This window comes from Bradyrhizobium sp. MOS001 (genome assembly GCF_004634465.1).
Classification (GTDB): domain Bacteria; phylum Pseudomonadota; class Alphaproteobacteria; order Rhizobiales; family Xanthobacteraceae; genus Bradyrhizobium; species Bradyrhizobium barranii.
In genome coordinates this window covers 1-25,823 of the sequence record NZ_SPVJ01000068.1, presented here as the reverse complement: position 1 = coordinate 25,823, position 25,823 = coordinate 1, and the positions used below count along the sequence as shown (strand labels likewise).

Annotated in this window: 13 protein-coding genes; 6 read left to right on the top strand and 7 right to left on the bottom strand. The window is 58.5% G+C overall.

All coding sequences use genetic code 11. The annotated features are described in order from the left end of the window. Window positions 1-165 precede the first annotated feature (165 nt). Window positions 166-1,410: a GTP-binding protein gene (locus CT676_RS40210; RefSeq protein ID WP_135216970.1), complete on the bottom strand. Its 1,245-nt coding sequence runs from the start codon at window positions 1,408-1,410 to the stop codon at window positions 166-168. A 1,390-nt stretch (window positions 1,411-2,800) separates the two neighbouring features. After that, window positions 2,801-3,133: an H-NS histone family protein gene (locus CT676_RS40205; protein ID WP_135216962.1), complete on the bottom strand. Its 333-nt coding sequence runs from the start codon at window positions 3,131-3,133 to the stop codon at window positions 2,801-2,803. A 633-nt stretch (window positions 3,134-3,766) separates the two neighbouring features. Here CT676_RS40205 and CT676_RS40200 point away from each other — a divergent pair. Continuing rightward, window positions 3,767-4,129 carry an H-NS histone family protein gene (locus CT676_RS40200; RefSeq protein WP_135216969.1) on the top strand — a complete coding sequence of 121 codons (363 nt, stop codon included), beginning with the start codon at window positions 3,767-3,769 and terminating at the stop codon, window positions 4,127-4,129. Window positions 4,130-4,495: 366 nt separating this feature from the next. Here the strand turns inward: CT676_RS40200 and CT676_RS40195 are convergent, their stop codons facing one another. Then, complete coding sequence (locus CT676_RS40195) at window positions 4,496-5,326, bottom strand: Hint domain-containing protein (RefSeq protein WP_135216961.1); 831 nt, start codon at window positions 5,324-5,326, stop codon at window positions 4,496-4,498. Window positions 5,327-7,323: 1,997 nt separating this feature from the next. Between CT676_RS40195 and CT676_RS40185 the strand changes: the two genes are divergently transcribed. Beyond that, entirely contained in the window at window positions 7,324-7,686 is a 363-nt protein-coding gene (locus CT676_RS40185; protein ID WP_135216960.1) for an H-NS histone family protein, read from the top strand. 217 nt (window positions 7,687-7,903) lie between these two features. On the opposite strand, the gene CT676_RS40180 is transcribed toward CT676_RS40185, so the two are convergent. After that, entirely contained in the window at window positions 7,904-9,382 is a 1,479-nt protein-coding gene (locus CT676_RS40180) for an exopolysaccharide biosynthesis polyprenyl glycosylphosphotransferase (protein ID WP_244623459.1), read from the bottom strand. A 788-nt stretch (window positions 9,383-10,170) separates the two neighbouring features. Beyond that, a complete protein-coding gene (locus CT676_RS40175) occupies window positions 10,171-15,897 on the bottom strand; it encodes a DUF4082 domain-containing protein (protein ID WP_135216959.1) in 5,727 nt (1,908 codons plus the stop codon). A gap of 834 nt (window positions 15,898-16,731) precedes the next feature. On the opposite strand from CT676_RS40175, the gene CT676_RS40170 reads away from it, so the two are divergent. Continuing rightward, window positions 16,732-17,100: an H-NS histone family protein gene (locus tag CT676_RS40170; RefSeq protein ID WP_135216966.1), complete on the top strand. Its 369-nt coding sequence runs from the start codon at window positions 16,732-16,734 to the stop codon at window positions 17,098-17,100. A gap of 235 nt (window positions 17,101-17,335) precedes the next feature. On the opposite strand, the gene CT676_RS40165 is transcribed toward CT676_RS40170, so the two are convergent. Beyond that, window positions 17,336-18,478, bottom strand: coding sequence for a polysaccharide biosynthesis/export family protein (locus CT676_RS40165; RefSeq protein ID WP_135216965.1), 1,143 nt, complete (start codon window positions 18,476-18,478; stop codon window positions 17,336-17,338). A 276-nt stretch (window positions 18,479-18,754) separates the two neighbouring features. After that, window positions 18,755-21,067 (bottom strand): polysaccharide biosynthesis tyrosine autokinase, encoded by a 2,313-nt coding sequence (locus CT676_RS40160; protein ID WP_135216958.1) that lies wholly within the window; start codon window positions 21,065-21,067, stop codon window positions 18,755-18,757. Between the two features lie 643 nt (window positions 21,068-21,710). Between CT676_RS40160 and CT676_RS40155 the strand changes: the two genes are divergently transcribed. The 3 genes from CT676_RS40155 to CT676_RS40145 are packed head-to-tail and all read left to right on the top strand — an operon-like array spanning window position 21,711 to window position 25,649. Further along, complete coding sequence (locus CT676_RS40155) at window positions 21,711-22,034, top strand: hypothetical protein (protein WP_135216957.1); 324 nt, start codon at window positions 21,711-21,713, stop codon at window positions 22,032-22,034. Window positions 22,035-22,083: 49 nt separating this feature from the next. Then, window positions 22,084-24,234, top strand: a complete 2,151-nt coding sequence (locus CT676_RS40150; protein WP_135216964.1) for a peptidase domain-containing ABC transporter — start codon at window positions 22,084-22,086, stop codon at window positions 24,232-24,234. After that, entirely contained in the window at window positions 24,231-25,649 is a 1,419-nt protein-coding gene (locus CT676_RS40145) for an HlyD family type I secretion periplasmic adaptor subunit (protein ID WP_244623458.1), read from the top strand. The genes CT676_RS40150 and CT676_RS40145 overlap by 4 nt, the downstream gene beginning before the upstream one ends. Window positions 25,650-25,823 lie beyond the last annotated feature (174 nt).

Below are 25,823 nucleotides of genomic sequence, written 5' to 3'. Positions count from 1 at the left end.
GATGCTTGGGGCCGACTCAAGTCGTGACCCCGTTTCATCATCTATCGGGGGACAGCCACCATCATGCCCCCTTGCACGGAGCAGGGCCCATTACGGCATCTAGTATTATGTACTTGGCTTGCAATTTATCTCCGCTGCCAAAGATGTGATTTGCCGTCACAATCTTCACATGGACCAAAGAGGAAAGGGATCATCGCGATCGCGCCAACTTTCCGGATCGAACCCTTTTTCGCTCGGATCCAGACATGCATCAAGGGAGGTGCGGATTCGGGCTTCATCCATGCCTGAGCCGATGAACACCAACTCTTGAAGGCGATCGCCCCAGGCTTCGTCCCATCGATTCCGGATATGGTCCTGAAGCTCCGGCTCCGCAGGCCATTGCGATCGGGGGATGCTGGCCCACCACAATCCGGCCGGCCCGCATCTGCGCTGAACCCCGGCGACGGAAAGAAGGCCTACCCAGTCGGGACGAGTGGAAAGCCAAAAGCGTCCTTTTGCACGAATGACACCTGCCCAGGGCTGGTCGAGAAACGAGCGAAATCGGACAGGATCGAAGGGGCGCTTCTCGCGGTACACGAAGCTCGATATTCCATAGGAATCCGTCTCAGGTACATGCGCCTGCGGGTTAAGTAGTTCCTTGTGCCATAGGGGATGGCTTGCAGCTTTCGTTGCATCGAAAAGGCCGGTGCCGAGGAGTTTGCTCGGGAAGATTTTGCCGAAATCCGCTTCGATCTGACGAGAGTCAGGATTGATAGCCGCGATGACACCCCGGAGCTTTGCGCGCGCCGGTTCGGCCAGGTCCGAGATCTTGTTGATTACCACGACGTCTGCAAATTCAATCTGCTCGACAATGAGATCGATGAGTGTCCGTTGCCGGTTCGTGCCACGCATTTCGTCGCAATCGTGCGGCAAGCTGCGACTGCCGAGATCGGCGAGTAGTCTGGTCGCATCGACGACGGTGACCATCGTATCCAGTGTCGCGACGTCGGACAGTGAAACGCCGGCCTCGTCGCGAAAGTGAAAGGTCGCTGCGATTGGAAGTGGCTCGGCGATTCCGGTGGCTTCTATAAGTAAATAGTCGAAGCGCTTCTCGGCGGCCAAACGTCTGACTTCCTGGAGAAGATCGTTGCGGAGCGTGCAGCATATGCAACCATTGCTGAGCTCGACGAGCTCCTCGGTCACATGTGAGAGGTTGGCCCCTCCATTGCGGATGAGGCCAGCGTCTATGTTGACCTGACTCATGTCGTTCACGAGGACCGCAATCCGCAAGCCGTCCCGGTTCATTAACAGGTGGTTGAGCACGGTCGTTTTCCCGGCACCGAGAAATCCGCTCAGCACCGTCGCCCGCAGCTTATTTCCGCTCGCCGTCGATCCTGCTGCAGGTTTGCCCGCAAGTTGAGGGTGGAACATGACATCGGCCCAATTATTTGCTGGGTTGAAGGTGTTGGTTGCAATCAATCCGCTGCTATCGGTCCCGCAGTCGGTATAGTCCGCGTTGCCGGCCAAGCACGCGCACGCTCAACGGTCCAGTGGTTGTCACGGTCCGATAGGACGCAACGTATTTGCATTGGCCCGGCGGCGTTCGTTGACGGTATATGTGAACGTGCGTGAGGTATTGAGAACGAAGCCGCGATAGGCTCCCGCGAGCCCCATTCCGATTGGATCTGTCGCCGCGTCGGAGACTAACGGATGTTGTCGACTTGACTACGCTTTGAGAGATGTCCTGCCGAATCTGTCGTTCGAGAGTGACATCATGCCAGTCGGAAATCGCCTTTAATGAACTCATGATGCTTTGCTCCATGGGAAAGCAAAAATGAATGTAACGAGGCAAATCGGCGAGCCGATGCGAACACCGGCGCTCAGTGGAAATCCCGCTCTCATTTTCCTGACGTCAGCGGCGCGAACGCTGCATCCGTATCTGATCGCAAGGTTGCGGTTCATGGGCGTGTTGAATGGTTGATTTAATATTATTATACCGCGGTGGTCGAGAAGGGATTGCGGCCAATATAAAAATGCTATTAAATTCGAGCGCGGCTTGATCGACAGCGCATTCGCCGTTCGTACTGCCCGATATTGGTAGCTGGAAGCCAGGCCACGAGCGCGTTTTGACGCAGTGCCGGCTTGGGCCCAGCGATGGAAACTGGATTGAGTTTGCGCTCGAAATATTTGCATTGGTGGCAGGCTTTTCGTTTTTTGTTGTCGAGTTTCGGAAACGGAGCGTCGTTGATGGATACTCACGCCGAATTTGCGTTAATTTGCCCAACCTGCAGTTCCCCGAGTGTCAGTTTCGATTCCACCGAAGGCGCTCCTTCCTCGACGCCCGTTAGATGCGGTCGCTGCAATGCATTCCGCGGAACGCTGGGTCGCCTGCGAATTATTGCCAATACCGGCGATCGAGGCGTGTTTGGATTCCACCGCAATATGGGAGAAGGGGAGCTCATCGGGCGAGGGTGACATCGTCGCCTCGCCAGGCTTTGGCTGTCGCTTGAGAAATTCATCACCCCGGAAGCGTTAGTTTTGTAAAAAGTGGGCAGGAGGAAGTAATGACAGGTTCTTGCGAGTCTGGTGGCTCTTCCCTTCGGACTTCCCTCCACGCAATAAAGCAGGCTCAGGCCCAGCTCTATCTCTTGACCGGCGAAGGGGCGACGCCGACCGTCATCTCTAGCCGCATTCAGCTGTGCGACGTTCTGCTGGGAGAGATAACGGACATTAGCGCCAACCTCGCCAGACACATTGCCCATACGCGTGGAGGCGTAGGATCAGGTTTGCGGCTGCATAATTGACTTCGGCAACGAAGCGGCTAGGCCGATCCCTCGGCTTCCTTGTCGCCGGCACCGATCTGGAACTCCTCGATCTTGTGCCCGGATTGCAGTGCAGCAACCAACCATCGCGGCTGCCTGCCTCTGCCGGACCAGGTTTCGCTTGGTTCCACCGGGTTGAAATATTTCGGCGGCGCCTTCCGATAAGGTCGGCGAGCTCGTGATTCGCTCCGACCGGCAGGGGCAAGCTGGGCCAGTCGCTTCTCCAGTTCCAGCTTCTCAGTCGTGATTTTCTCCGACAGGATCCTGGTAACCTCCTCATGGAGGAGCCAGAGATCGTCGAAGGCCATGGCATCCAAATCGGGCTTGCGCATCGTACTTCTCGTCGTGATTGGTACTTTGGTTGAATGCACTGCAAATATTCTTTGACAAACGACCATTATGTGCAGAATCGGACATTGGCGCCCGTTAAATATATTAAATATTAGATGAGAAATTTTGTCTTGATAAGTGATTATTTCTGGATGAGCTTCGGAAAATTAGATTCCTGCGCATATTGAGAGATGAACAAAAAATTTGAGCTTGGAGGGAGTTTGAGATGGACCCAATTGAGGCTCCTCTGCGTAACCTTGATGCAGCCATTAGATGTTTTGTTGTTCCGACACCGGCATTGAGTGATATTCCAACGCTGAAGGCCCAAATCGAGCTGCGGCGGCTCGCTCTGCGCGATCTCGAGTTGATCCGCTCGCGTTTGCGGCCATTGGTGCGAAGGCGCATCGAGCGCTTTGTTCCAGGGACCTGTGGCGCGGTTCGAAGGCGATCGGCATCCCGAAGCAGTAGCCTGCCGTGCGGTTTGCGCAGTGCGGGCGAGGCTCTCGCATTGATCCAACTACGCGTTCAGCGCGAATAGTATTTAATGTCCACCTTGTTGGTTGCGCAAATTACTTGAAAAAGAATGGGCGAGGCAATATGACTGCACTATAAAAGCATGGAACCGCGGAATGACCATGTCGTTGAATAAAGCCGAACTTGAGGCGATGTCGCTTGACCGTCTCTGGGCGCTACACGAAGAAATTAGTGCGATCCTGGCGGCGCGGATCGAGGCGGAGAAGCGAGAACTGGAAAAGCGCTTGGCGGTCTTGAGCCGGGGCGTTCCGAGCCCGGGCGACTTTGTCGGGGTCTTGCAGGAGGGGAAGCCGCGTCGGAAATATCCGAGAGTGCTTCCGAAGTATCGCAATCCAAAAACATCGGAGACCTGGTCGGGGCGCGGCAAGCTGCCCCGTTGGCTCGTCGCTGCCATGAAGTCCGGGAGAAAAATCGAAGAATTCCGGATCGGCGAATCCGGCAGCAAGAGTCGTCGAAGAGCCTGAGTCCGGACGGGGCAGCGCCGATATCTACAAGATCGCATGTTGTTGGCAATTTCGCTTAGACTAGGCTGCCGGGGCGCGTCGGCCGAGAAGCAGGCCCACCCCATGCCCATGTCATGTTTCCGAGAATAGCGCCGTTTCCTCAAAGATCATGGCGCAGCATGATCCGAGCACATGTTTTATCAAATCCAGGCTCTTGACCCGGCACCATAGGCATATTGTTGCACGGCGAGGCTGGAACTCGGTGTCGTGGGCGTGTGGCTGTGGTCCGACGAGCAGCATGAAGCTGCGGTCATTGAAGCCGCAGCGTTGCTGTGACGTGATCACCAAGTCGCTTGCGGTTGTTTAACCGAGGTCACAAGCGCTCGTTCAGGCGGCCATCGGCAACAATGCTCGAGCCGCGATCCGGGTATAGGCGATTTGGATGGGATCGCGCATGTCGCCAAAACGAGAAGCCGCCAACCGGAGCAAGGCGCTCACCTCTGCCCGGCCGCCCTTGTAGCGGCAATGCGGTGCAAACGGCGGCATCACCTTATGTTCGCGGCCGTAAAGGTCTTCGTACTCGTCACGATTGTCCCAGGCGATCTGATCACCGGCGTACCGAAACGTCTCGGCCGCCGCGCCTTCGGCGAAGATCACTTGATGAGTGTCGAGTTCGATTGAGAAGTATTCGATGGTTTCCGACTTCTCCACACCGCGATCGATGGCGATCGAGCGTTCATTGACAAGATGTTTCACCGGGATCAGAAACCCATCGATCAGGAGCGAGTGTCCCTCAGATAGATACAAATCCTTGCGCGGCGTTTGATCATCCAAGGCAAAGCGTGCCACTCGGATCGGCATAACGCTCGGATGCCAGCGGGCTGACGCGTTCCTTCTGATCGTTCTTCGACCTATCCATTTGATCGGTATTGCACCGTTGGCCGTTATAACCAATTCGCCGATCGTCAAGTGTTCAATAGGCACTTCGCCGTGTACCGTTTGAATGAGCGTTCCTCGTCCAAAACAATGATGATCGCGGCCGCGATTCGGGTCGCCCCTAGGCAATATACCCAAGGCATCGGCGCTTTTGCTTGCAAGTAAAACAGATGGAATTACGATGCTCGACAGTCTTGCAGTGCCAGCAGCAGCGATCCCCATAAAGTGACGACGTGCAAGGCTTACGGGTGGCGGAAGGCTCTCGCCGGATCTGCGTGCCATGGATGGTATTCCTAACTCTGATGGAAAAATTCCATCTCTGTCTTCTAATTAAATGTATTAAATCCTAAAAATAATAAATGTCAAATTTAAATCCGTGAAATCAAAGTGAGCTGCGCTGGCGCAAGCCATCGGCGAGCCCTCAAAGTGAAGAGCTCAGAGTGAGCAAATCCAGCCCGCTCTGCCCAGTGGATTGCAATGAGGGAGCGTCGCAATTTCGCTGAGGAGCCGGACGCAGGAGCCCGTTATTTTTAAACCGATAGAACACGCCACTCACATGATCTCGCACAGCGGCGCTGGGTGCCTGGTCCTGGATTGAAGCGGAGAACTTGTGTCAGCGTGTTGATCGCTTGCCGCAAAATTTGTACGGCGCAAGCGCGACACCGTTCTCAGTTCCCATTCGCGCAGTAGCGGATAATGTCTGCAGTGAATAGCGGAGTTAGTATTATTTTAAGACAATGGTGAGCGGGGCTTGCAGCAAGCCAAAAATGATATTAAATTACGCGGTGAGGGGTTCAGGTTACAGATATTGGAATAGGTTCGTTTGAGAAAATTAGTGCAGTGAGGTTCCCCCGGTTGATTAGCCGGCGTAGTTCATTTCAATGAAAATTCGGGATAAGGAGCGCCAGTAATGGATTCCCGCGCCGAATTTACGTTAGTTTGTAAAGCCTGCAGTTCCCTGAGTATTCGTTTCGATATTGCCGAAGGAGCTTCCCCCTCGACGCCCGTGCGATGTGGCCGATGCAATGCATTCCGCGGTACTTTGGGTCACCTGCGGATCCTTGCTAATGCTGGCAAGCGCGATGTATTTGGACTCCATCAGAATGCGAGGAGCGAGGCGCCGATCGCGAGAGGATGAAACAGGCTCCGGACGAGTGTCGGTTATTTTTTTGCTCTATTACTTACCTGAGATTTTAATTTTTTTTAGTATGGGTATGAGGAATCGAGGCGATGACCGGCATTCACGACTCTGGTAATACTTCCCTTTGGAGCTCCCTCCAAACGATCAGGCTGGCTCAGGCTCAGCTCTATCAATTGAATGGTGAGGGGGCGACTCCCACCATCATTTCTAGCCGCATTCACCTGTGTGACGTCCTTCTCGGCGAGATATCGGGCATTCGTGCCCGGCTCGCCAGACACATGGCTCACGCGCGCGAAGAAGAGGTGGGGGCCGGTCCGCAACTACACAGTTGAATGATCTCGGCAACGCACGCCTAGGCCGGCTTCTCGGCTCCCTTGTCGCTTGCTTGGATCGCTAGCTCCTGAAGCTTGTGCCCGGATTGCAGGGCGGCGGTCAACCACTGGGGCTGATTGCCTCGGCCGGACCAGATTTCGCTTGGTTGCATTGGGTTGAGGTACTTTGGAGGCGCCTTGCGATACGGGCGACGCGCCCGATCGGTTCCGATTGTTAATTGACCGCTTTGTGAAACCGAGTTGGAGGGGGTGAGCTGAGCCAAACGCTTCTCCCAACTCTGGTTTCCCTGCCAGGATACTTTCCGACAGAATTTTGATGCGATTTAAGTTTGTAGTGTAGGGAGTTGGTAATGGACCAAGTTGAAGTCGCTCTTTCCGACCTTGGTGCAGTCATTGATAGTTTTATTACTCCAACACGCGAATTGCGCGATATCGCAACGCTGAAGGCCCAGATTGAGCTCCGGCGGTTGGCTTTGAGAGATATCCAGTTGATTCGCGCACGTTTACGCCCGTTGGTAGGACGGCGCATCAAGAGCTCGATTCGCAGGCCATCTGTCACGATTCGGAGGCGGCAGCAGCTGGCGTTTGCATCACGGAAGAGGGACCTTCTGCGCGGCGCTCTTAGTTGCGAGGGCTAGATACCGAACCGGATAGCCCAAAATCTAGGGCTCCGGGGCAGTTATTAGCATATTTAAATTACCGGCGCCTTTTCAGGCGCATAAACTACTTGAAAAAGAAGATTTGAGGTCATAAGTGACACAGTCACGAATTAAGTGACACAGTCACGAATGACGCACGGAACGAGCATGACGTTAACCAAGACCGAACTTGAGGCGATGTCGCTCGATGATCTCTGGTCCCTGCACGAGAGGATCAGCGCGATTTTGGCGACGCGTATCGAGGCGGAAAAGCGAGAACTGGAAAAGCGCCTGGCAGTCTTAAGTCGGGGCGTGTCGAGTTCTCCCGATGCGATGAGGGCCCTGCAGACGGAGAAGCCGCGCCGGAAATATCCGAGAGTGCTTCCGAAGTATCGCAATCCAAAGACATCTGAAACCTGGTCGGGGCGGGGAAAACTTCCTCGATGGCTTGTGGCAGCCATGAAATCCGGGAAGAAGATCGAGGAGTTTCGTATCGGTGACACTGGCGCCAAAGCCCGCCGAAGAGCCTGACTTCCGACATACGTAAGTACGCATCGAGACGGGCAAGCTTCCTCGACAAGTTTGCCGGAATTGCCAGTGATTGATCCCAGCGTCAGAGACGGTCGCTGGAGCTGCGCGCTGTCACCGCCCCGTTGCTCAGTGATCTTCGTTCAATGATCTTCGGTACGTCCGAAGGAGCGTCGAAAGAGAATCCAAAGCACGACGTAATTGCCAATCTCATTGCGCTTCAGAAGGCATTACGCGACCGCAGTACCTCCATTGGAGTCCGGAGTAGGATTGCCAAATCCAGTTGAAGGCTCCAGTTGTCGATGTACCAGAGATCATATGTGACCCGCTGTTCGATTAGCGCCCTCGTTGGCGTCGGCCCGCGGCTACCATGTATCTGAGCCCAGCCAGTCAGTCCGGGCTTCACCCGTCGCCGATAGGCGTACTGCTGCACGGCTAGGTCGAACTCGGTATCGTGCGCTATCGCGTGTGGTCGCGGTCCGACCAGCGACATGCTCCCCTCCAGCACGTTCAGCAGTTGCGGCAGTTCGTCAACGCTTGTCCTGCGAAGCCACCTTCCGACCTTGGTCACGCGGCAGTCATTGGCGACCGCCTGGGTAATTGAGCAGCCATCCTCCATCACCCGCATGGTGCGAAACTTGTAGATCGTAAAACCGCGGCCATTGAAGCCGCAGCGCTGCTGCCTGAAGAGGACAGGTCCGGCGGAGTCCAATCTGATGGCGGCTGCGATCAGCAACAGAGGAGGCATCAGCAGGATCAGGCAAATTCCTGCTCCAATTACGTCGATGCACCGCTTTGCAGCGCGTTCGCCGTGTGTGAGGGGCCTACGCTGCACCTCGACACCGATGGCATTTCTGAAATCGCGCGTAGGGCGACCGAACATTTCGGCCCCGGCTCCGACTGGGACGAAGACGACAGGAATCGGCAAAACCCTAAGGTCTGCAATGAATTCGCGCAGTTCGTGCCATCGGTTCGGATCCGCCTCAACGATGACTTCTTCGATGTCGGTGCCTCGGGCATGCCTGATGACGAGATCAATCAGCCGCTTGCGATGATTTGAGCTCGCACCTGTTCGAGGCAGGCAAAACGATCCACCTACGCGAAAACCGAGTGCTGTGAGCGTCCGTGCCAGTCCGGTTTCGCCCGATCGCGCCTGATCGGTGAGCAGTATGACATTTCCGCCAGAGAATTTGCCCTCGCTGAGACCCTTCAACACCAGCGCCCTCACGAAAACGCGCTGTCCGATCAACATCACCAGTCCGAGGACAGGAAAAATAGCTCCGGCGCTGCGGAAGAGTTCTGATCCCAAGTTAAAGGCGCTGACGGCTGCGCCCAGTAGAAGGAATACGACTGCCCAGCACAGGCACACCGCATGGACTTGGTGTCCCAAATCAAGCAACGCGGACGGAGTATGCATGCTCCGCGTCTTCAAGAGCGAGACGCAAAGTGCCGAGACGACAATGGCCGAACCAATCGCCCTGCCGATGTCGGTCGCGGTCGAGACATCATGGTTGGGGAAAAGCAGGGTAGAAACGATGCTGGCAATCAAGATCGCAAACAGGTCGCCACAAACCACAATTGCCTCGATTGATCTGTAGCTGATCGGCCATTTACGATTGGCCCTCATCATTGAGCTGAGGGACGATCTCGTCATCTCGCCGCGAGTGTCGATTGGGATAAAGCGACTCTTTGAAATCATTGGCGAATCTATTCGTTGCTACTATTATTTAATACAACATTAAATACGCCAAAATCGCCGGGGGCGCCAGCATAAAATAATTAAATACATTTAAATGCCCGACCGCTTGGATCAGGATATCTGGGGCACTCCTGCGCAGGTGAGATTGGACCGCTCAGGTCGACAGCCCCTGAAGCGCCCACTTCCAGAAACCACGGCCCCCAAATGCATCAACCGACTTCCGTGGATCGAGCGCTGGGCGCCGCGTCGATCATCCAGGAGCGGGTCTCCGGGAGCGCGCTGCGTCGGAACCGCCAGCCGCTCGAGATCGAGACGTGCGCCTGGTCGGCCGGCGGCAACTAATCGCTCGGAAGACGAGAGCACGATCCTGCCCTTCTGGATGTCGATCGATCGGTGGATGAACTCTTGCTTGAGGTGGCGCCGTAGAAGCACGCGAAGGCCGAGCGGGAAGAAGGCACCCGCCTGGGCGCATGCCGGCGTGCGTCCACGTCGGACTTCGGTGCAGCGGCCAGGTCAGGATAGCGGTCAGCCGGGACGTTCGATGGGAAACTCCAGGGGCTCAGTGCCTCGGCTACCTACCGCAGAAGAGCGACTTTCGGCCGGATTGAACGCAGGGATAATTCGCCGGCGCGCCGCGCGCATCGGCAACTCCGAAATCTTGTCGATCGCCACGACTTCGAAAAAGTCGATCCACTCAACCAGGCCATCGAGGAACGGCCTCTTGCCGCATTGAGAAATCGGCTCTGCACGGTCGCGGCGGAGATCTTTGGTCTCCCACTTTCTCCAGCCTAGCCGACTACTTGTGGTTGGAACACAACATCGGCCCAGTAATTGGCGGAGTTGAACGTGTTGCTCGGAAACAGTCCGGTCGAGCTTGTGCCGCCATAGGCATAGACGCCGTTGCCGCCCGCGCTCGCGCTTGAGGGCGCCGACAAGGGCCCGTTGGTAACGGCGGAGCTGAAGAAGCCGCCGCTCGCCACATATGCACCCATGGTGTGATAGGAGGCGACGTAGGTCGTGTTGGCGTTTATGGCGATGGGCGTCGCGAGTTGAACCGTTTGCCAGCCACTCGCCGATGTACTGGTAAAGGTGGCGTTCGCGAGATTGGTACCGGTGGCGCTCCACAGATTGAGTATGTCGGTACCGGTGTCGCTCGCACTGCGGTAGAATTTCAGCCCGGTGATCGTGCCCGCGACGGAGGAGGTGAACTTCACGCCAAGCTCAAGCGGAGAGCCGTCATTGTAGCTGCCCGCAGGCGTATTGGAGGCGCTGAATAGGCTGACCGGCGCAGGCGGGGGCGTGGTGGACACGGCAATATTGAAGGACTCGCTGGTGGCTGCGCCCGCAAGGTCCGTTGCCGCGACCTTTATGCCGGCGGTACCGACATTGGCAGCCGTCGGTGTGCCGCTGAATGTGCGTGTGGAAGCGTTGAACGCGAGCCAGGTGGGCAGGGCAGTGCCGTCGGCGGACGTTGCCGTATAGGCCATGGTGTCGCCGGCATCGACGTCGGTGAAGGTGTTGGTGGGCAGCACCAGCGAGAAGGACGACCCGACCGTCGCGTTCTGGTTGGCGGTCTGACTCGCGAGCACCGGGGTATCGTCAGCGCCATGGATGGTGACGGTGAGCGTGGTGGTCGAAGTGAGGCCTCCGGTGTCGCGCATGGTATAGTTGAACGTGTCCGTCAACGTGTTCGTTGGCAGCCGCAATGCCTGCACGGCGGAATCATTCTCGTTGATGGTGTAGGTGAACGTACCGTTGGCGCTGAGCACGATGCTGCCGTGGGCACCGGCGAGCGCTGTGCCGAGCGTACCCGCCGTCGTCCCGAAGCTGACGGCGGTGACGGTCTTGGTGTCGCCGGTGTCGGGATCTGTGTCGTTGGTGAGGACGTTGCCGGTGGCGGGCGAGCCGCCTGAACCATTGGCAATGCCGCCCTTCTCGGTGGCGTCGGCGACGTCGGCGACCGCCGTCGGCGCAGCGTTCGACGAGCCGACGGCGATATTGAAGGTCTCGCTGATGGGAGCGCCCGCAAGGTCGGTGGCCGTGATCTTGATGCTGGCAGTGCCGATATTGGCAGCCGTCGGCGTGCCACTGAATGTGCGTGTGGATGCGTTGAACGCGAGCCAGGTGGGCAGGGCAGTACCGTCGGCGGACGTTGCCGTATAGGCAAGGGTGTCGCCGGCATCGACGTCGGTGAAGGTGTTGGTGGGCAGCACCAGCGAGAAGGACGACCCGACCCTCGCGTTCTGGTTGGCGGTCTGACTCGCGAGCACCGGGGTATCGTCAGCGCCATGGATGGTGACGGTGAGCGTGGTGGTCGAAGTGAGGCCTCCGGTGTCGCGCATGGTATAGTTGAACGTGTCCGTCAACGTGTTCGTTGGCAGCCGCAATGCCTGCACGGCGGAATCATTCTCGTTGATGGTGTAGGTGAACGTACCGTTGGCGCTGAGCACGATGCTGCCGTGGGCACCGGCGAGCGCTGTGCCGAGCGTACCCGCCGTCGTCCCGAAGCTGACGGCGGTGACGGTCTTGGTGTCGCCGGTGTCGGGATCTGTGTCGTTGGTGAGGACGTTGCCGGTGGCGGGCGAGCCGCCTGAACCATTGGCAATGCCGCCCTTCTCGGTGGCGTCGGCGACGTCGGCGACCGCCGTCGGCGCAGTGTTCGACGGGGCGCCCGACGCGGACGGGATGAACACGACGTCGGCCCAGTAGTTGGCGGCGCTCCATGTGCTGGTCGGGAAGACGCCGGCGGCGTTGGTGCCGCCGTATGCGTAGACGCCGTTTCCGGTGGCGCTCGCCGTCAGCGGCCCGTTGGTGACGGCGCTTGTAAAGAAGTTGTTGGTTGCAACATAGGCCCCCGTGGTGTGGTAGGAGGCGACGTATGTCGTGTTGGCGGTGAGGGTGATGGCCGTCGGCAGGGCCACCGTTTGCCAGCCGCTGGCGGTCGTATTGCTGAAGACAACGCTCGCCAAATTTGTGCCGGTTGAGCTCCAGAGATCGAGAATGTCGGTACCGGTGTCGCCCGCACTGCGGTAGAATTTGAGCGCAGTGATCTGACCAGCTACGGAGGTGGTGAACTTGACTCCAACTTCGAGCGGGGTGCCGTCCTGGAAGGAGCCAGCGGGCGCGCTGGATGCAGTGAACAGGCTCACCGGCGTTTGTCCTGGCGCCACCACGGTAAGGCTGACATTGGCGGTAGCCGTGCCGCCGTGCCCGTCCGAAACCGTATAGGTGAAGCTCGCGTTGCCGGTATAAGTGGCGTCTGGCGTGAAGGTGATGGTGTTGTTCTGCGGATTGCTCTGCACGTTGAGCGTGACGGTCCCATGGGTGGCGCCGCTCACCGCGGTGACGGTCAGGGCGTCACCATTGGGATCGCTGTCATTGCTGATGAGGGATGCGGCGGTGATCGTGACCGGCGCGCCCTGAGTTGCCGTCGGGCCGACGTCGTTCGCTGCCACCGGCGGCTGGTTAGTCGTACCGCTGGGGGGGTTGAACATGACGTCAACCCAGAAGTTCGACGCCTGGTACGTGTTCGTCGGGAACACGCTGCTGCTGCCGTAGGCAAAGACGCCGTTGCCGCTTGCGGGCGCTGTCAGTGGACCGCTGGTTACGGCAGAGGTGAAGAAGTTGGACGTGTTGGAATAGTGGCCGACCTCGGTGTGATAGGAGACGGTATAGATCTGTCCGGGTGTCAACGTGATCGGAGTAGAGAAAGTCGCGCTCTGCCAGCCGCTGGCCGTCTCGCCGGTGAAGGTGACGGTTGCAAGCTTTTGGCCGGTGCTCGACCAGAGCTCGCCGGTGTGGGTGCCCGTGTCCTGGCTGCCCTTGTAGAACCGTACGCCGGTTGCGGTGCCAGCGGCCGCGGTCTGGAATTTTACCCCGAGTTCGACCGCGCTCGCGTCCGTGGTGTTGACGACGGCAGGGGTTGCGCTCGGCGAGAACAGTGAGACGTAAGTCGGTGCCGTGACGGTCACGGTGATGCCGGCTGTCGGCGTTTGAAGATTAACGCTGTCGTCCACGGCGCGCGTGCGGATGGTGTAGGTGCCGCCGACCTGTGGCGACCAGGAATAGGTCCAGTTCGTGTCGCCGACGGCCGTGTACCAACTTACGCCGTTGTCAGTCGAAACTTCGACGCCGGCGACCACGCCGCCGACGTCCGCGGCGGTACCAGATATCGTGACGATGGTTCCTGCCGTAACGGTTCCGAGCGGATTGATGGTGGAAGTCGGCGGAGTGTGGTCCGTCGAGGCGGTGGCTGCGACGAGTCCTGATTGAAGCGTGCCCGGCTGAATGCCCATGTCGGCGAGCAGGTTGATCATTGCCTGTTGCACACGCGGGTCGGTCGGCGTTTGCTCCAAATCGTGATTGTCGCTCAGCGCCCAGGGCCAAAAGACGGTCCCCGCACCAAAGACCAATGCACCGCTTGGTGCGCGATAGAGCGTCAGGCTGTGGGTCGAGACGCCGGCGCCGGTGGTGTTGCCGTAGTCGAGCAGATAGGTATTCACCGGCAAGGTCGTCGAGGAGAGCCGCACCAGGCCCGCAGGATCAAACCCATTGTCGACCGCGTCGTCCCACTCATAGCCAAGATAGTTCTGGACCAGCGACGCAGTCTGTCCGGGCTGCAGGTTTGCAATGCTGGTGTTGCGCCAGAAGCGTAGATCGGAATCGCTATAGGGGATTTGGATCGACTGGAGGTTGGTGCCGACGTCGTCGACGTCGAAAAGCTGTCCGGTGAGCGAGTTCTCCGGATTGCCGCCGCCGGTTGCCGGCGGGCTGAAACGCGGGTCGCGGAACGTGCCCGTCCATTGGTCGCTCGGGTCGATCGAGGAGTTTGCCCACGTCTCCTTGTACGAAATCAATGTGCGATAAGCGGTCGCATCGCTGCTGATGCTATTGCCCCAGCGGGTACGCCAATAAACCTCGTTGCCGCTCCAGAACATCAGGTTGACGCCGGCATCGCGCGCGGCCTCGACATTGGTGCGCTGCTGACCCGACCAGTATTCGTCGTGGCCGGCATCGACATAGGTCTTGTGATTGAGCAGCAGGCTGCCGAAGCGGTCGACGTCAACTCCCGCCATATAGGAGACGTCGTAACCGTTCTGCTCGAGCCAGGAGATGCCCGCGTATTCGGCGCCGAACAGATAATCCTGCGGCCCGGCATACGTGCCCACACCGCCCCGCGTGGCGATCGGACGATTATAGCTGACCGCGTAGGCGCGGCCGGCGCCTTGGCCGGTCGCGGGTCCGTTACCGCCGTAGAAATTGGCTCCGCCCCATCCATTGTAGGCCTGCCAGGTCTCATCAGAAGTTTGGAATACGACGTCGCTGTGACTGCTGTCGTCCCGCACGATGAAGGGGATTTCATTCTCACCCGCCGTTCCATCCAGACGCGTGAGCTTTGCGATGTAGACGCCTGACACGGCATCCGCCGGAACGTCCCAACTTGCCGAAACCGCCCAGTTGCCGGCGTCGACCAGTCCTGTCGTGCTGTCTCGCAAGGGCGCCGGCTGATTCTGCAGCCCGGTATGATCGATCGTCGCGACCTTCCGGGCGCCCATGCCGCCATAATATCCGAGGCGGTAGATATCGATCCTGTAGTGCGTCGAATCCGTGTCGATCTTGAAGTTGATCGTCGAGCCGTGATTGACGCTGATGTCCGTCGCGAAACCTTCGATGTTCGAGTCGCCCGCGCCGTCGATACCCCACTCGCTTTCAGGATTCCCCTGCTTCTGGTTCTCGAGGACGATCGGGTTGAGGGCTGTTGCTGCGGCCGTCGCGGTCGTTGTCGCATCAGCCGCGGTGAACGCTGACGTAGCCGCCGATCGGAGGCCGGATGATGCCGAAGGAGCTACCGCAGTCGTAACGGAGCCGGACAGAATCCCGATCTGGCCAGTCAGTGTGGTGCCAGTCTCCCCGCCGCCGCCGCCAGGCAGCTGCGTGTTCCAGTTCGCCAACGGTGCCACAAATTGCGTTGACATGGCGTCGCTGATGGAGCTGCCCATGAGGCCGACCTTGCTGGTCGGCACGAAATCAGCTCCGGATCCGCTGCTATGCACGATTTGGCCAGCCAACTGGGTTGAGTTGGTGTGGCCCTGGCTCATCACCTGGGTTGGGCAATTGATGTAGCCGCACGAACCGCAACAAAGTGGTGCGCTGGCCGGTGTGGCCACGGCAGAAGCCTTGGCGAACAAAGACCCGGTGAGGCCGCCAGCCATGGCCGGCGAGGGAGAGCCGTCGAGGATCACGACGGGATTCGACGTCGCGGCGATCGGGGCGGGGCCTCCTGCCGCCGGCCCAGCAAGTCCGACTTTCGCCTCTGCGAAGGACAGCGGCCCTATGAGCGCGGAGGCGTTCGCCGACTCTTCCTGCGACCGCGACAGGCCCCCAGACAAGAACCAATTCCAGTCTTCTGCAATAGACGCGTCCTCTGATTTCTTCCGCTGGGGAATCCGTTGCCAATTCTGAAACCCGAGCGCCATACGGCTCCAATCAGACGCTTCCTGAAATAACTTCGTCATATCTATGTTCTCGCGAGAGAAGGGGGATAAGCCTGGACAAACGGAACGCGGCGACAGAGGTCGGGTCGGGCAGGTCCTGCAATGGCGGCTTCGATGTCAGGATACCGAGCGGCATCGGGCGATTGCATGCCCGCGCCAGGGGATCGTGAGTTCGCGACCAAGCGTGTGCCGGTTCGCGAACTCGTGCATCTCGATGCGCCATCCCGCCGCGATTGCAGGCTCGCCCTCGCAATGGTTACCCCGATCATGGCACCTTCCCGCAGGCCGCAATGCGACAGGCCGGTCACAGATTAATTATTGTTTAATATCATTCCATCTGTTAGTCGAGAATTAAATATGCGGCCATGTAATTAAATGCGGTTCATGTATTTGGGCGAAAGGGCGATGACGACCTAATGTTTAATGAGGTTGTTCTCGCGCCGATTTTCATGGGATTCGCGGCACTGCCGGACGTCCGGGCCTCAAGGCTCAAATCGAGGTCGACGTCTCGTCTTGAGAGATGCTGAAGTTCTTCGCTGCCGGTTGCGGCCGCTCATTTGCCCGGGAGGCGAGCGCTTCGGGGAAAGGCGTGAGAGAGATTGCGCCAGTGGTCCGCATTCCCTGCCAACAGCCTGCGCGAGGCCGCGCCATCTACCTGCTTTTGAATCGCGCAATATATTCGATTGCGAGTTGTCCTCGCTTGGTACGTCTTCTGGAGTAGCTTGTCCCCACAAAATTGTGCAAATGACCGATTTTCCCAAAGTTTGCCTTAGTAAATTCTTGGTTTTTCCTTTATTGCAAATTAAACAGGGAAATATGACGGCTCATTATATGGGCGGCGCCGGGGACAAGCGCATGTGGGGGAAAGAACTCGAACTCAAGTTCATGTCTATTGGTGATCTCTGGTCACTTCATGAGAAGATCAGCGCGATATTGTCGGCCCGGATGGAGGCCGAGAAGCGCGAACTTGAGAAGAGGCTGGCAGTTCTCAGTCGGGGCGTGGCCGACATGCCGGATTCGGGTGGTGCTCGTACGCTCCGAGGCGAAAAGCCGCGACGAAAGTATCCGAGAGTGCTCCCAAAGTACCGCAATCCGAAGACCTCCGAGACCTGGTCGGGACGCGGCAAGCAACCCCGGTGGCTTGTCGCGGCGATGAAATCAGGAAAGAAGATCGAAGAGTTTCGGATCAGCGAGAGTGGCTCCAAGGGCCGGCAACGCGCCTGATCCTGGAGGGCGACAAATCCTCGACATCAGGTCAGCACGTACAGCAGCTACGGAGTCCGATCAGCATCGTCAGGCCGACGGTTGCTGGGTCTATGTCCTTACCGGCATCGGATGCGGTTCAACCGGTAGGCAATCGGTAAAGAATGCTGGCCGATCGAGATAAGTCGCGACCTGACTGCGCCGCCCCGAAGCAGATGGGATTGTGATCATGTCGGCTCGGCGTCGCCGCCGCACACTATTGACTGGTAGTGGTAATCGGCTGGGGAGTCGTGATGACCGTGGTTGATCCGGTGCCGGCGGCAGCGGCTTTCAGCGCGTAGGCGTTGGTGGCGTAGATGATCGGGTCGTTTACGGTGGCCATGATCGTTCGCAGGAAGGTCAGGAATTTGGTGGTCTCGACTGACGCCGAGTTGGACGTGTAGACGACATCCTTATTCCGCATCTCAAAAGTTTGAGCGAGGAAATAGCCTGACGGATCGCGGAAATTGATCAGATAAATGACGGGAATGATCGGGCCCTTAAAGGGCCCGCAATCGACGCCCATTGCCTTGGCCACTTCCCGCGTTTCGCCCCGGTACAGGAAGACCGAGGATGGATCAGCCAATCCATCGTTCATGCCACCCTGCTTGCCGACCGCCTCGGCTAGCGAAACACGCCACGCGTCGAACTTGAATTGCCCCTGAAGGCCGGACGCGCCGAACGCGACAAAGGTTTGCGGTTGGCTGTAGAGATAGATGATGTCGTTCGGCAGCACAAAAATATTGTTGGAAGGCTCGTACATCAGTGCGCCGAACGGAACGCTTGCCCGGTGTCCCGTGCGCTCGAGCGACACCCACATGTCATAACCTTGCGTTATGGGGCCGCCGGCGCGCGCGACGGCATCGACAACGCGCTCACCGGACGGGCTGGCGCGGAAGCGGCCTCCGGCCCGCACGTCGCCAAGGACGCTGATCAACGACGTGTTCTGCTCGGCCAAAGCCACGATAACTTGTGGTTCGAGGGCTCGGCCCTTGAGTTTGTCCGTGATTTCGTCGCGAATCTCCGAAGGGGTGCGGCCCAGTGCCCGGATGGTGCCTGCGTAGGGAACAGCAATATAACCCTTCTCGTCCACGGCCTGGTTTGGAACCGTGACGAAGTTGCCGGCGCGGACGCCGGCGTCGGAGGTAAAGAGGCCGCCAGCTCCGGATTCGAATATGGTGATGCTGACCGTGTCGCCCACGCCGAAGCGGAATGCCTTGGGAGGCGTCTTGGCGGCAAAGGCCGTGGACAGCCTTGGTGTATAGCGGCCGAGAACTTCGACAACCTCGGGTGTCAGCTTGACCAGGGCGTAGGGGAGGGCGGCGGCCTCAAGTCCTTCCGAGGCCGATCGGACGTCCATCGACAATGGCCCGGATCCAGGCGTGATGATGCACCCGGCGCTAGATAGCGCCAGGAGAACAGCAACAATCCTCCCGCATCCTGGCAGCGCGATAATGGCTAATACTCCCCAAGTGTCGTCCGAGTATGAATTCCAAGTATGTACAAAGTACATTTATACGTGATTCAGACCAGAGAATCATCGCGGTTACCTGAAGGGCAATCGGTGATTGTTGCTAATCTGCAACATGATGGAACAGGGCGCTGCGCCCATGATCCTTGGCGGGGTATGAATTGGTCAGTTTGAGCCGGTCAGCCCGTAGCGGATATAGTGCTCGTCCCGATAGTAGTCCCTGCATTGCGTGTCATAGCGCGACATTGCCTTGATGTCGGTCTTGTTGAGAACCGCCCCAATAAGGCACTCGTAAACATTCGGGGCCGTGTGCAGTGCATGCTTGACGACCTCCACCTTCGTCTGCCCCCATTCCACCACCAGGACGTAACAGTCGATGAAGGTTGTCGTCGAACGAACGTCGACCAGCGGGGTCAGGGGCGGAAGGTCCACGATGACGTAATCATACGTCGAGCGTAGCTGATCGAATAGTTTGCGCATCGAGTCCGCGGCCAGCACTTCGCTGGTGTGGAGCACCGGCATTGGGCTGACCGCCGGGAGAATCGCGAGGTTTGTCTTTTGATCCCGCCAGATCGTCTCCTCGAGCGATCTGTTATGGCTGATGACGTCGACGATACCCGTTGTCGCGTTCGCGGCAAGACTGGCCGAAAGTGACGGATTCCTGAGATCTCCATCGACTACGATGCAGCTCTTGCCGCTATGGGCGATGAGCTGGGCGAGCGAGGCAGCAATCGTCGTCTTCCCCTCGTTCGGCAGGGTGGAGGTGATACCGATCACCTTATTGGAGGCTTTGCTGGGATTGAGATCTATGGCGAGTTTGATGGCGCGGATCGACTCGGCATACCGAGATAATGGCTTGCCGACCACCGTTCCGTGGAACGTTGAACTGCTGGAAACTCTCCGCCGCCGCATGTCGTGGTCGAGGCTCCAAGCCCACGTCCTTTTAGCTCGCAACGCCGGCACCAGTGACAGGCAAGGCAGTCCCAGCGTCGATTCGATCTGCGCGGACGTGCGGAAGACCCGATCCATCATCTCCCTGAACAGGCCCAGTCCCAGGCCCAAGCCGAGGCCGCCGACCAGGCCCAGCGCCATGACCATTGCGCCCTTCGGCTTGCTCTTGCTCTGCGGCGGCACCGCGAGATTCATCACCCGGGCCTCCGCGATCGGAAAGCTCTCTTGCTGCGCTGCCCCCACGTAGCGCTGCAGGAATGTATCGTGCAGGCTGCGCAAGCTTTTTGCCTTGCTTTCCAATTCGCGGATCGTGATCTCAGCCAGATTTGTCGAGCGGGACTGCTCCACGGCCCCCGACATTTGCTTCTCAATCTCCTGCTGTCGCTGCTTGGCGACCTCGAATTCGCTCCGGCTCGTCTCCGCATATCTCTTGACCTCGTCAAGGATAGAGCCGCGGAGCTCGCGCATCCGGTTTCGCAAGTTGACGACCGCGGCGTGGTCGCGGCCAAATCGTGGTACCCACTCGGCTACGCGTCGCTCGAGTTCGAGATATTGCTGGCGAAGGCTGGTGATGATGGGGCTACTTAGTGCGTCGCTGCCCGCTGCATCCAAATTGCCGATCGACGGCGAGTTTGCCGGATTGGCCTCCAAAATTGCCTCGTAACGGTTCAGCTTGGCTGCAGCATCGGACGTCTGCGCACGAGCGGCGACCAATCGGCTGCTGAGATCGGTGATCTGCTGATCGTCGATCGGCTTTCCCCCAGTGGAAATCAAGTTGTTCTTGGACTTGTAGGCGCTGACAGCGCGTTCAGCCTCGAGCGCCTGCTCTCCGAGCTCCTGCAGTCGTTCCTGCATCCAAGTCCTTGCCCGGCGATTTGTCTCCAGCTTCGCTTTCTCCTGATCGGCGAGATAGACTTTCGCGATTGCGTTGGCGATCTGGGCAGCTCGTATTGGATTGCTCGAACTGAAGTTGATCTCGATGAGGTTGCTGAAACCGATCCGGTCCACCACCGTGCGCTTTTGAAACGTAGTGACGATCCCTTCCAGTGGCTCGCCGGTCGGAGCGGGCTGCAGATCGTCCGGCGGCGACGGCAACAATGCCGCGCGAAGCCGCTGCCAGTGGGAGGGCGAGGACGGGGGCGGTTGCTTGAAATCTGGGTCGTCGGCGAGTTTGAGCTGATTGATGACCTTGATCGCCATTGCTTTCGATTTGAGGACCTGGACCTGCGTTTCGAACAAGGTGAGGTCGAAGGCCGGCTCTGCCAGAATGGATTGTTGCTGGATGAACTGTGTCTTCGCGTTCTCAAGCATGACCTGGACCTGGGCGGTATAGGTCGGTGGCGTGATCAGCAGATAGATCAGGCTAGCGGTCAATCCGAGTACGGCTGCAAGAATGAGCACCAGGTACTGCCGCCAGAGAAATCCAAGGGCGGCGCTGATGATTTCGCCGATGCCGCCGCCTTCGGCTTCATCATTGAAGGCAGGTGCGCGGAGCCTGTCAGTTTGCAGCATATTGGTCTGGAGCATTCCGTTCGCCTCTGCCGCTTGTTAATCTCGCCGGAACAGCCGCCAGCGTAGTTTGGTATGGCCGCCGAATGCCATGCTGCCCTGTATTTAAAATATACTGAAAAATCACCCTCGTTCAAATGAATTAAATGCGCTCTAGTTAATTTCGGTGGTACCGGGGAACCCGCCGGCAGGCGAGGCGGGGCATAATCGTTCTCAAAACGGGAATCTGTTCATGCTTGACGTGGGCGAGACGGATATTTGCTTAGTCATTCGCGGAAAGCAAGATTGCCGATCGAATTGAAGGAACTTCAGCTTGCGGGAGGACCTAGATTAATCGTAATAATTACGCGGATGCCGAATTGAGAGATAATCAATTGACAATTAATTCGCCGCGATATTTATTTATTTGCAGAAATATTGGTGGTGATTTCAGGTGTCGGAGATGCTGACACAAGAGCCGGGTTGTCTGTTTTGACCGCTCCGATGCACGGTTTTACGGCGCCCTGCAATTTTTCCGTGAGTGTCGGACGGATATCGAAGCAACAACAGGCCGGCTTTGAAGCGAGCGGCCGCCCTAGATCCGTGACTATCGTCGGCGTCGAACCCTTGGCTGCAGGCCGACGCGCGATTCGAGATCGAGTTCGCAGCATTGGAGGCTTCGATGCATGCCGAACTTTATACTGACGGAGTGGAGGAGATCACCGTTGGCGGATCGATCGTCCGGGTTGACCTGGTCAGTCTTTCGCCGACCGAACGCGATGCCAACAATGCGCCGAAGAGGGTGTTCCAGCAGAGGCTGATCTTTTCAGTGGAGTCGTTTGCGAACTCGGTCGAGGTCATGCAGAAGGCGCTGCAGGGGTTGATCGACGCCGGCGCGGTGCGGCGCAACCAGCCGAGCCCTCCTGGCCAGTCTCACACTATTACGGCAGAACGCGATCCGTCTGGCAGCCCTCGGTCCCCAAATGTCTCAAGCAATTTCCGTTGAAGCCGAAGTCACGGGCTCGGGAGCTCCGCCTGTGAGCGCTGATGAGGCCCTGCGTCCGGCATTGCGGACAGAACTGGAATGCCTCGCAAAGGCCGCCGCCTATCACGGCGTTGACCTGCCGGTCGAACGCCTCAAGCACACCTATGTCATCGACGGGACCCCGGTCTCGACGACCCGGTTGCTGCGCATAGCGAAGGAGGCTGGCCTGCGCGCAACGCCTACGAATCTCGATTGGGGGGCGCTGTTTCGGTTGGGAGAGGCTTATCCGGCGCTGCTCCGACTTTCAAACGGCAACTGGATCGTGGTTCTCGGGGCAGGTCATGGGGCCGATGGCGCCGAAGCGGTCAGTGTGTTCGATCCGCTCGCCGAACGCCGGGATGAGCCTCTGATCGTCGCTAGGGATAAGTTCTGTACCAGTTGGGGCGGCGACGCCGTCCTGATCAAGCGCGAGCGGCTTGCATCGGATCATCGTCCGACGTTCGGGCTACGCTGGTTCATTCCCGAATTGGCGCGTCAATGGCGCTTGTTCGTCGACGTCGCGATCGCTGCCATTATGCTCTATGCACTGGGTCTTGCGATCCCGATATTCTTCCAGCTCGTCATCGACAAGGTGCTCGTGCATGAGAGCTTTACCACGCTCTATGTGCTGGCGGGCGGCGCGACTGCCGCGCTGGCGTTCGACGCAATCTTCGGATTTCTGCGACGCTATATTCTGCTTTATGCGACCAACAAGGTCGATATTCGTGTCGCAACCAAGACGTTCGGTCATCTCCTCGGTCTGCCCGTGACCTTCTTTGAGCACATTTCGGCCGGCATCCTGGTCAAGCATATGCAACAGGCAGCGCGAATTCGCGAGTTCCTGACCGGTCGTCTGTTCCTGACGACACTCGACGCGCTGTCCCTGTTCGTTTTCCTTCCGGTGCTGGCGCTCTATAGTCTCAAATTGACATGCATGGTGCTTGCCTTCACTGCGGCCAGCGGCATGGTCGTCGTGCTCCTGATGGGACCGTTCCGTCGGCGTCTTTATAACCTCTACCAGGCGGAAGGTGCGCGGCAGGCTCTGCTGGTCGAGACCGTGCACGGCATGCGTACGGTGAAGTCGCTGGCGATGGAACCGCTGCAGGGCAGGGTCTGGGACGATCGCTGCGCGCAGTCAGTGACAATGCGGTTCGGCGTTGAGAAGATTTCTGCCGTGGCCCAGTCTACCACCGGTTTTCTCGAGAAGATGATGACGCTCGGCATCATTTCGCTTGGAGCGCTGGACGTCTTCAGTGGCGAGATGACCATCGGCGCGCTGGTCGCCTTCAACATGTTGGCAGGACGCGTGTCGGGACCACTGGTCCAAATGGTGACAATGGTTCACGAGTATCAAGAAGTTGCCCTGGCGGTGAAGATGCTGGGCGAGGTAATGAACCAGAAGCCCGAACGCGACGGCAATCGCGAGGGGCTTCGGCCCGAGTTCGCCGGCAAGATCGATTTCGAGAATGTCTCGTTCCGCTACGGATCGGAGGGCGCGCCGGCGCTGGATGACGTCTCCTTCTCCATCACGCCGGGGTCGATATTCGGGATCGTCGGCCGAAGCGGCTCCGGCAAGACCACGCTGACGCGGCTCATTTCCGGGATGTATCCGGTGCAGCAGGGCTTGCTGCGGGTCGACGGATACGATTCGAGGGAGCTCGATCTCACTCATCTGCGCCAGAATCTCGGACTGGTACTACAGGACAACTTCCTGTTTCGCGGCACTGTTCGCGACAATATTGCCTGCGTGAAGCGCGACGCGACCTTTGCCGAGGTCGTCCGCGCAGCGCAGCTTGCGGGCGCCGATGAATTCATCGAGCGGCTTCCACGCGGCTTCGACACCATGCTCGAGGAGGATGCCTCAAATCTGTCCGGCGGACAGAAGCAGCGCCTTGCGATTGCCCGGGCGCTTATCGTTAACCCCCGCATCCTGATCCTGGACGAGGCGACGAGCGCGCTCGATTCCGAAAGCGAGTTGATTATCCGGCGCAATCTCCGCCGCATCGCCGAGGGACGGACCGTCATCATCGTCTCGCATCGGCTGTCGATGCTCTCAGACGCAAACCAGATCCTGGTGATCGATCGTGGCAGGATCGTCGACGTCGATCATCACGATCGGTTGCTGTCGAAGTGCATGATTTACCGGCATCTATGGAACCAGCAGACGAAGCAGGTCGCATGACCAAGCCTGAGAAATCCCGCGGCGATGCAAGCACTCAAGCGCCGATGACCGAACGGCGGCGACGCGCGCTGTTCAGACCCGCCAGACACCGGCCTCCGGTGGTGACGGAATTCCAATCCGACGCGATTGAGGTCGAGAATCGGGCTCCACCGCGCATCGCCCGCATGACGCTCTATTGTGTCCTGGCGTTGATACTCGCCGCGATCGGCTGGGCATCGGGATCGCAGGTCGACATGATTGTGACGGCCCAGGGCAAGCTGGTCACCACGCGCCCCAATCTCGTCGTTCAGCCGCTCGAAACCTCCGTTGTCCGCGAGATACATGTCAGGCCAGGCGACCGGGTCAATCGCGGAGACCTGCTGGCAACGCTCGATCCGACATTCTCGCAAGCGGATCTGGACCAGTTGCGCGGCAAGGTTGGGGTGTTCAATGCCGGGATCGACCGTCTCAAGGCCGAAGTGAATAGTGAGGACTATGTCATCGGGCAGTCCATCAACGCCGATCAGGTCCTGCAGCGCAAGATATTCCTGCAGCGCAAAGCGACTTACGATGCTCAGATGGAAAACTACAGCGCGCAGATCGCCTCTGCTCGCGCGAACCTGAAGACTGCACAGAACGAAGAGGCGGTGCTCGTTCAGCGGCTCGAGACGATGAGGTCGATCGAGGTCATGCGTGCGACGCTGATGGATAAGGAAGTTGGCTCGAAGCTGAATTTGCTGCTCTCGCGTGACGCTCGTCTTGATGTTGAGAGCAATCTGGCGCGTACTCGCGGCAATATGGCCGATTATGAGCATCGGCTCGATAAGGCCCAGGCAGACCAGAAGGTCTACGGCGAGGAGTTTCGCAAGACGGCTTATCAGGACCTCGTGGAGATGCTCGCGAAGCGGGACAGCGCCTCCGAAGACCTCAAGAAGGCCGAGCTTCGCCGGCAATTAATCGTGCTGAAGGCGCCGGCCGATGCGATCGTGCTGGATATTGCCAGCCGGACAGTCGGTTCGGTCGCCCGTGAGGCCGAGCCGATGTTTGTGCTTGTCCCCCGCGATGAGCCGCTCCGGGCTGAGGTCAATGTCGAGGGCAAGGACATCGGTCGGGTTTCGGTAGGCCAGCCCGTGCGGATCAAGTTTGATGCCTTCCCGTTCCAGAAATACGGGACGGCCAAGGGCGAGGTGCACGTCATCAGTCAGGACGCGTTCCCGCCGGATCCGAAAGCCGAAGGTGCGCGCCACGCGACCGCTCCCTATTACCGCGTATTGGTCGACCTGTCCGACACTCACCTTCGGCTGCCGGAAGAGCGCGCTCAATTTATTCCGGGCATGGCGGTGACCGCCGAAATGAAGGTCGGACGGCGCAGCGTGATATCCTATTTCCTCTATCCGTTGCTTCGTGGATTGGATGAGTCCATTCGCGAACCCTAGAGATTCCCGGAGTTTTGGCTTGACGCATTTTGTTGACGCGAACCGACCTCTACTTCGCTCGAAGACGTCATAAGTGTAAGCGCTGTTCAGCGGCCACCTACCGGATGACGGGGTGATCTGCGAGTCTGCGGTTTGTTCGGACCGTTAGGCTTAGAATGGACACAGTGCATAGTG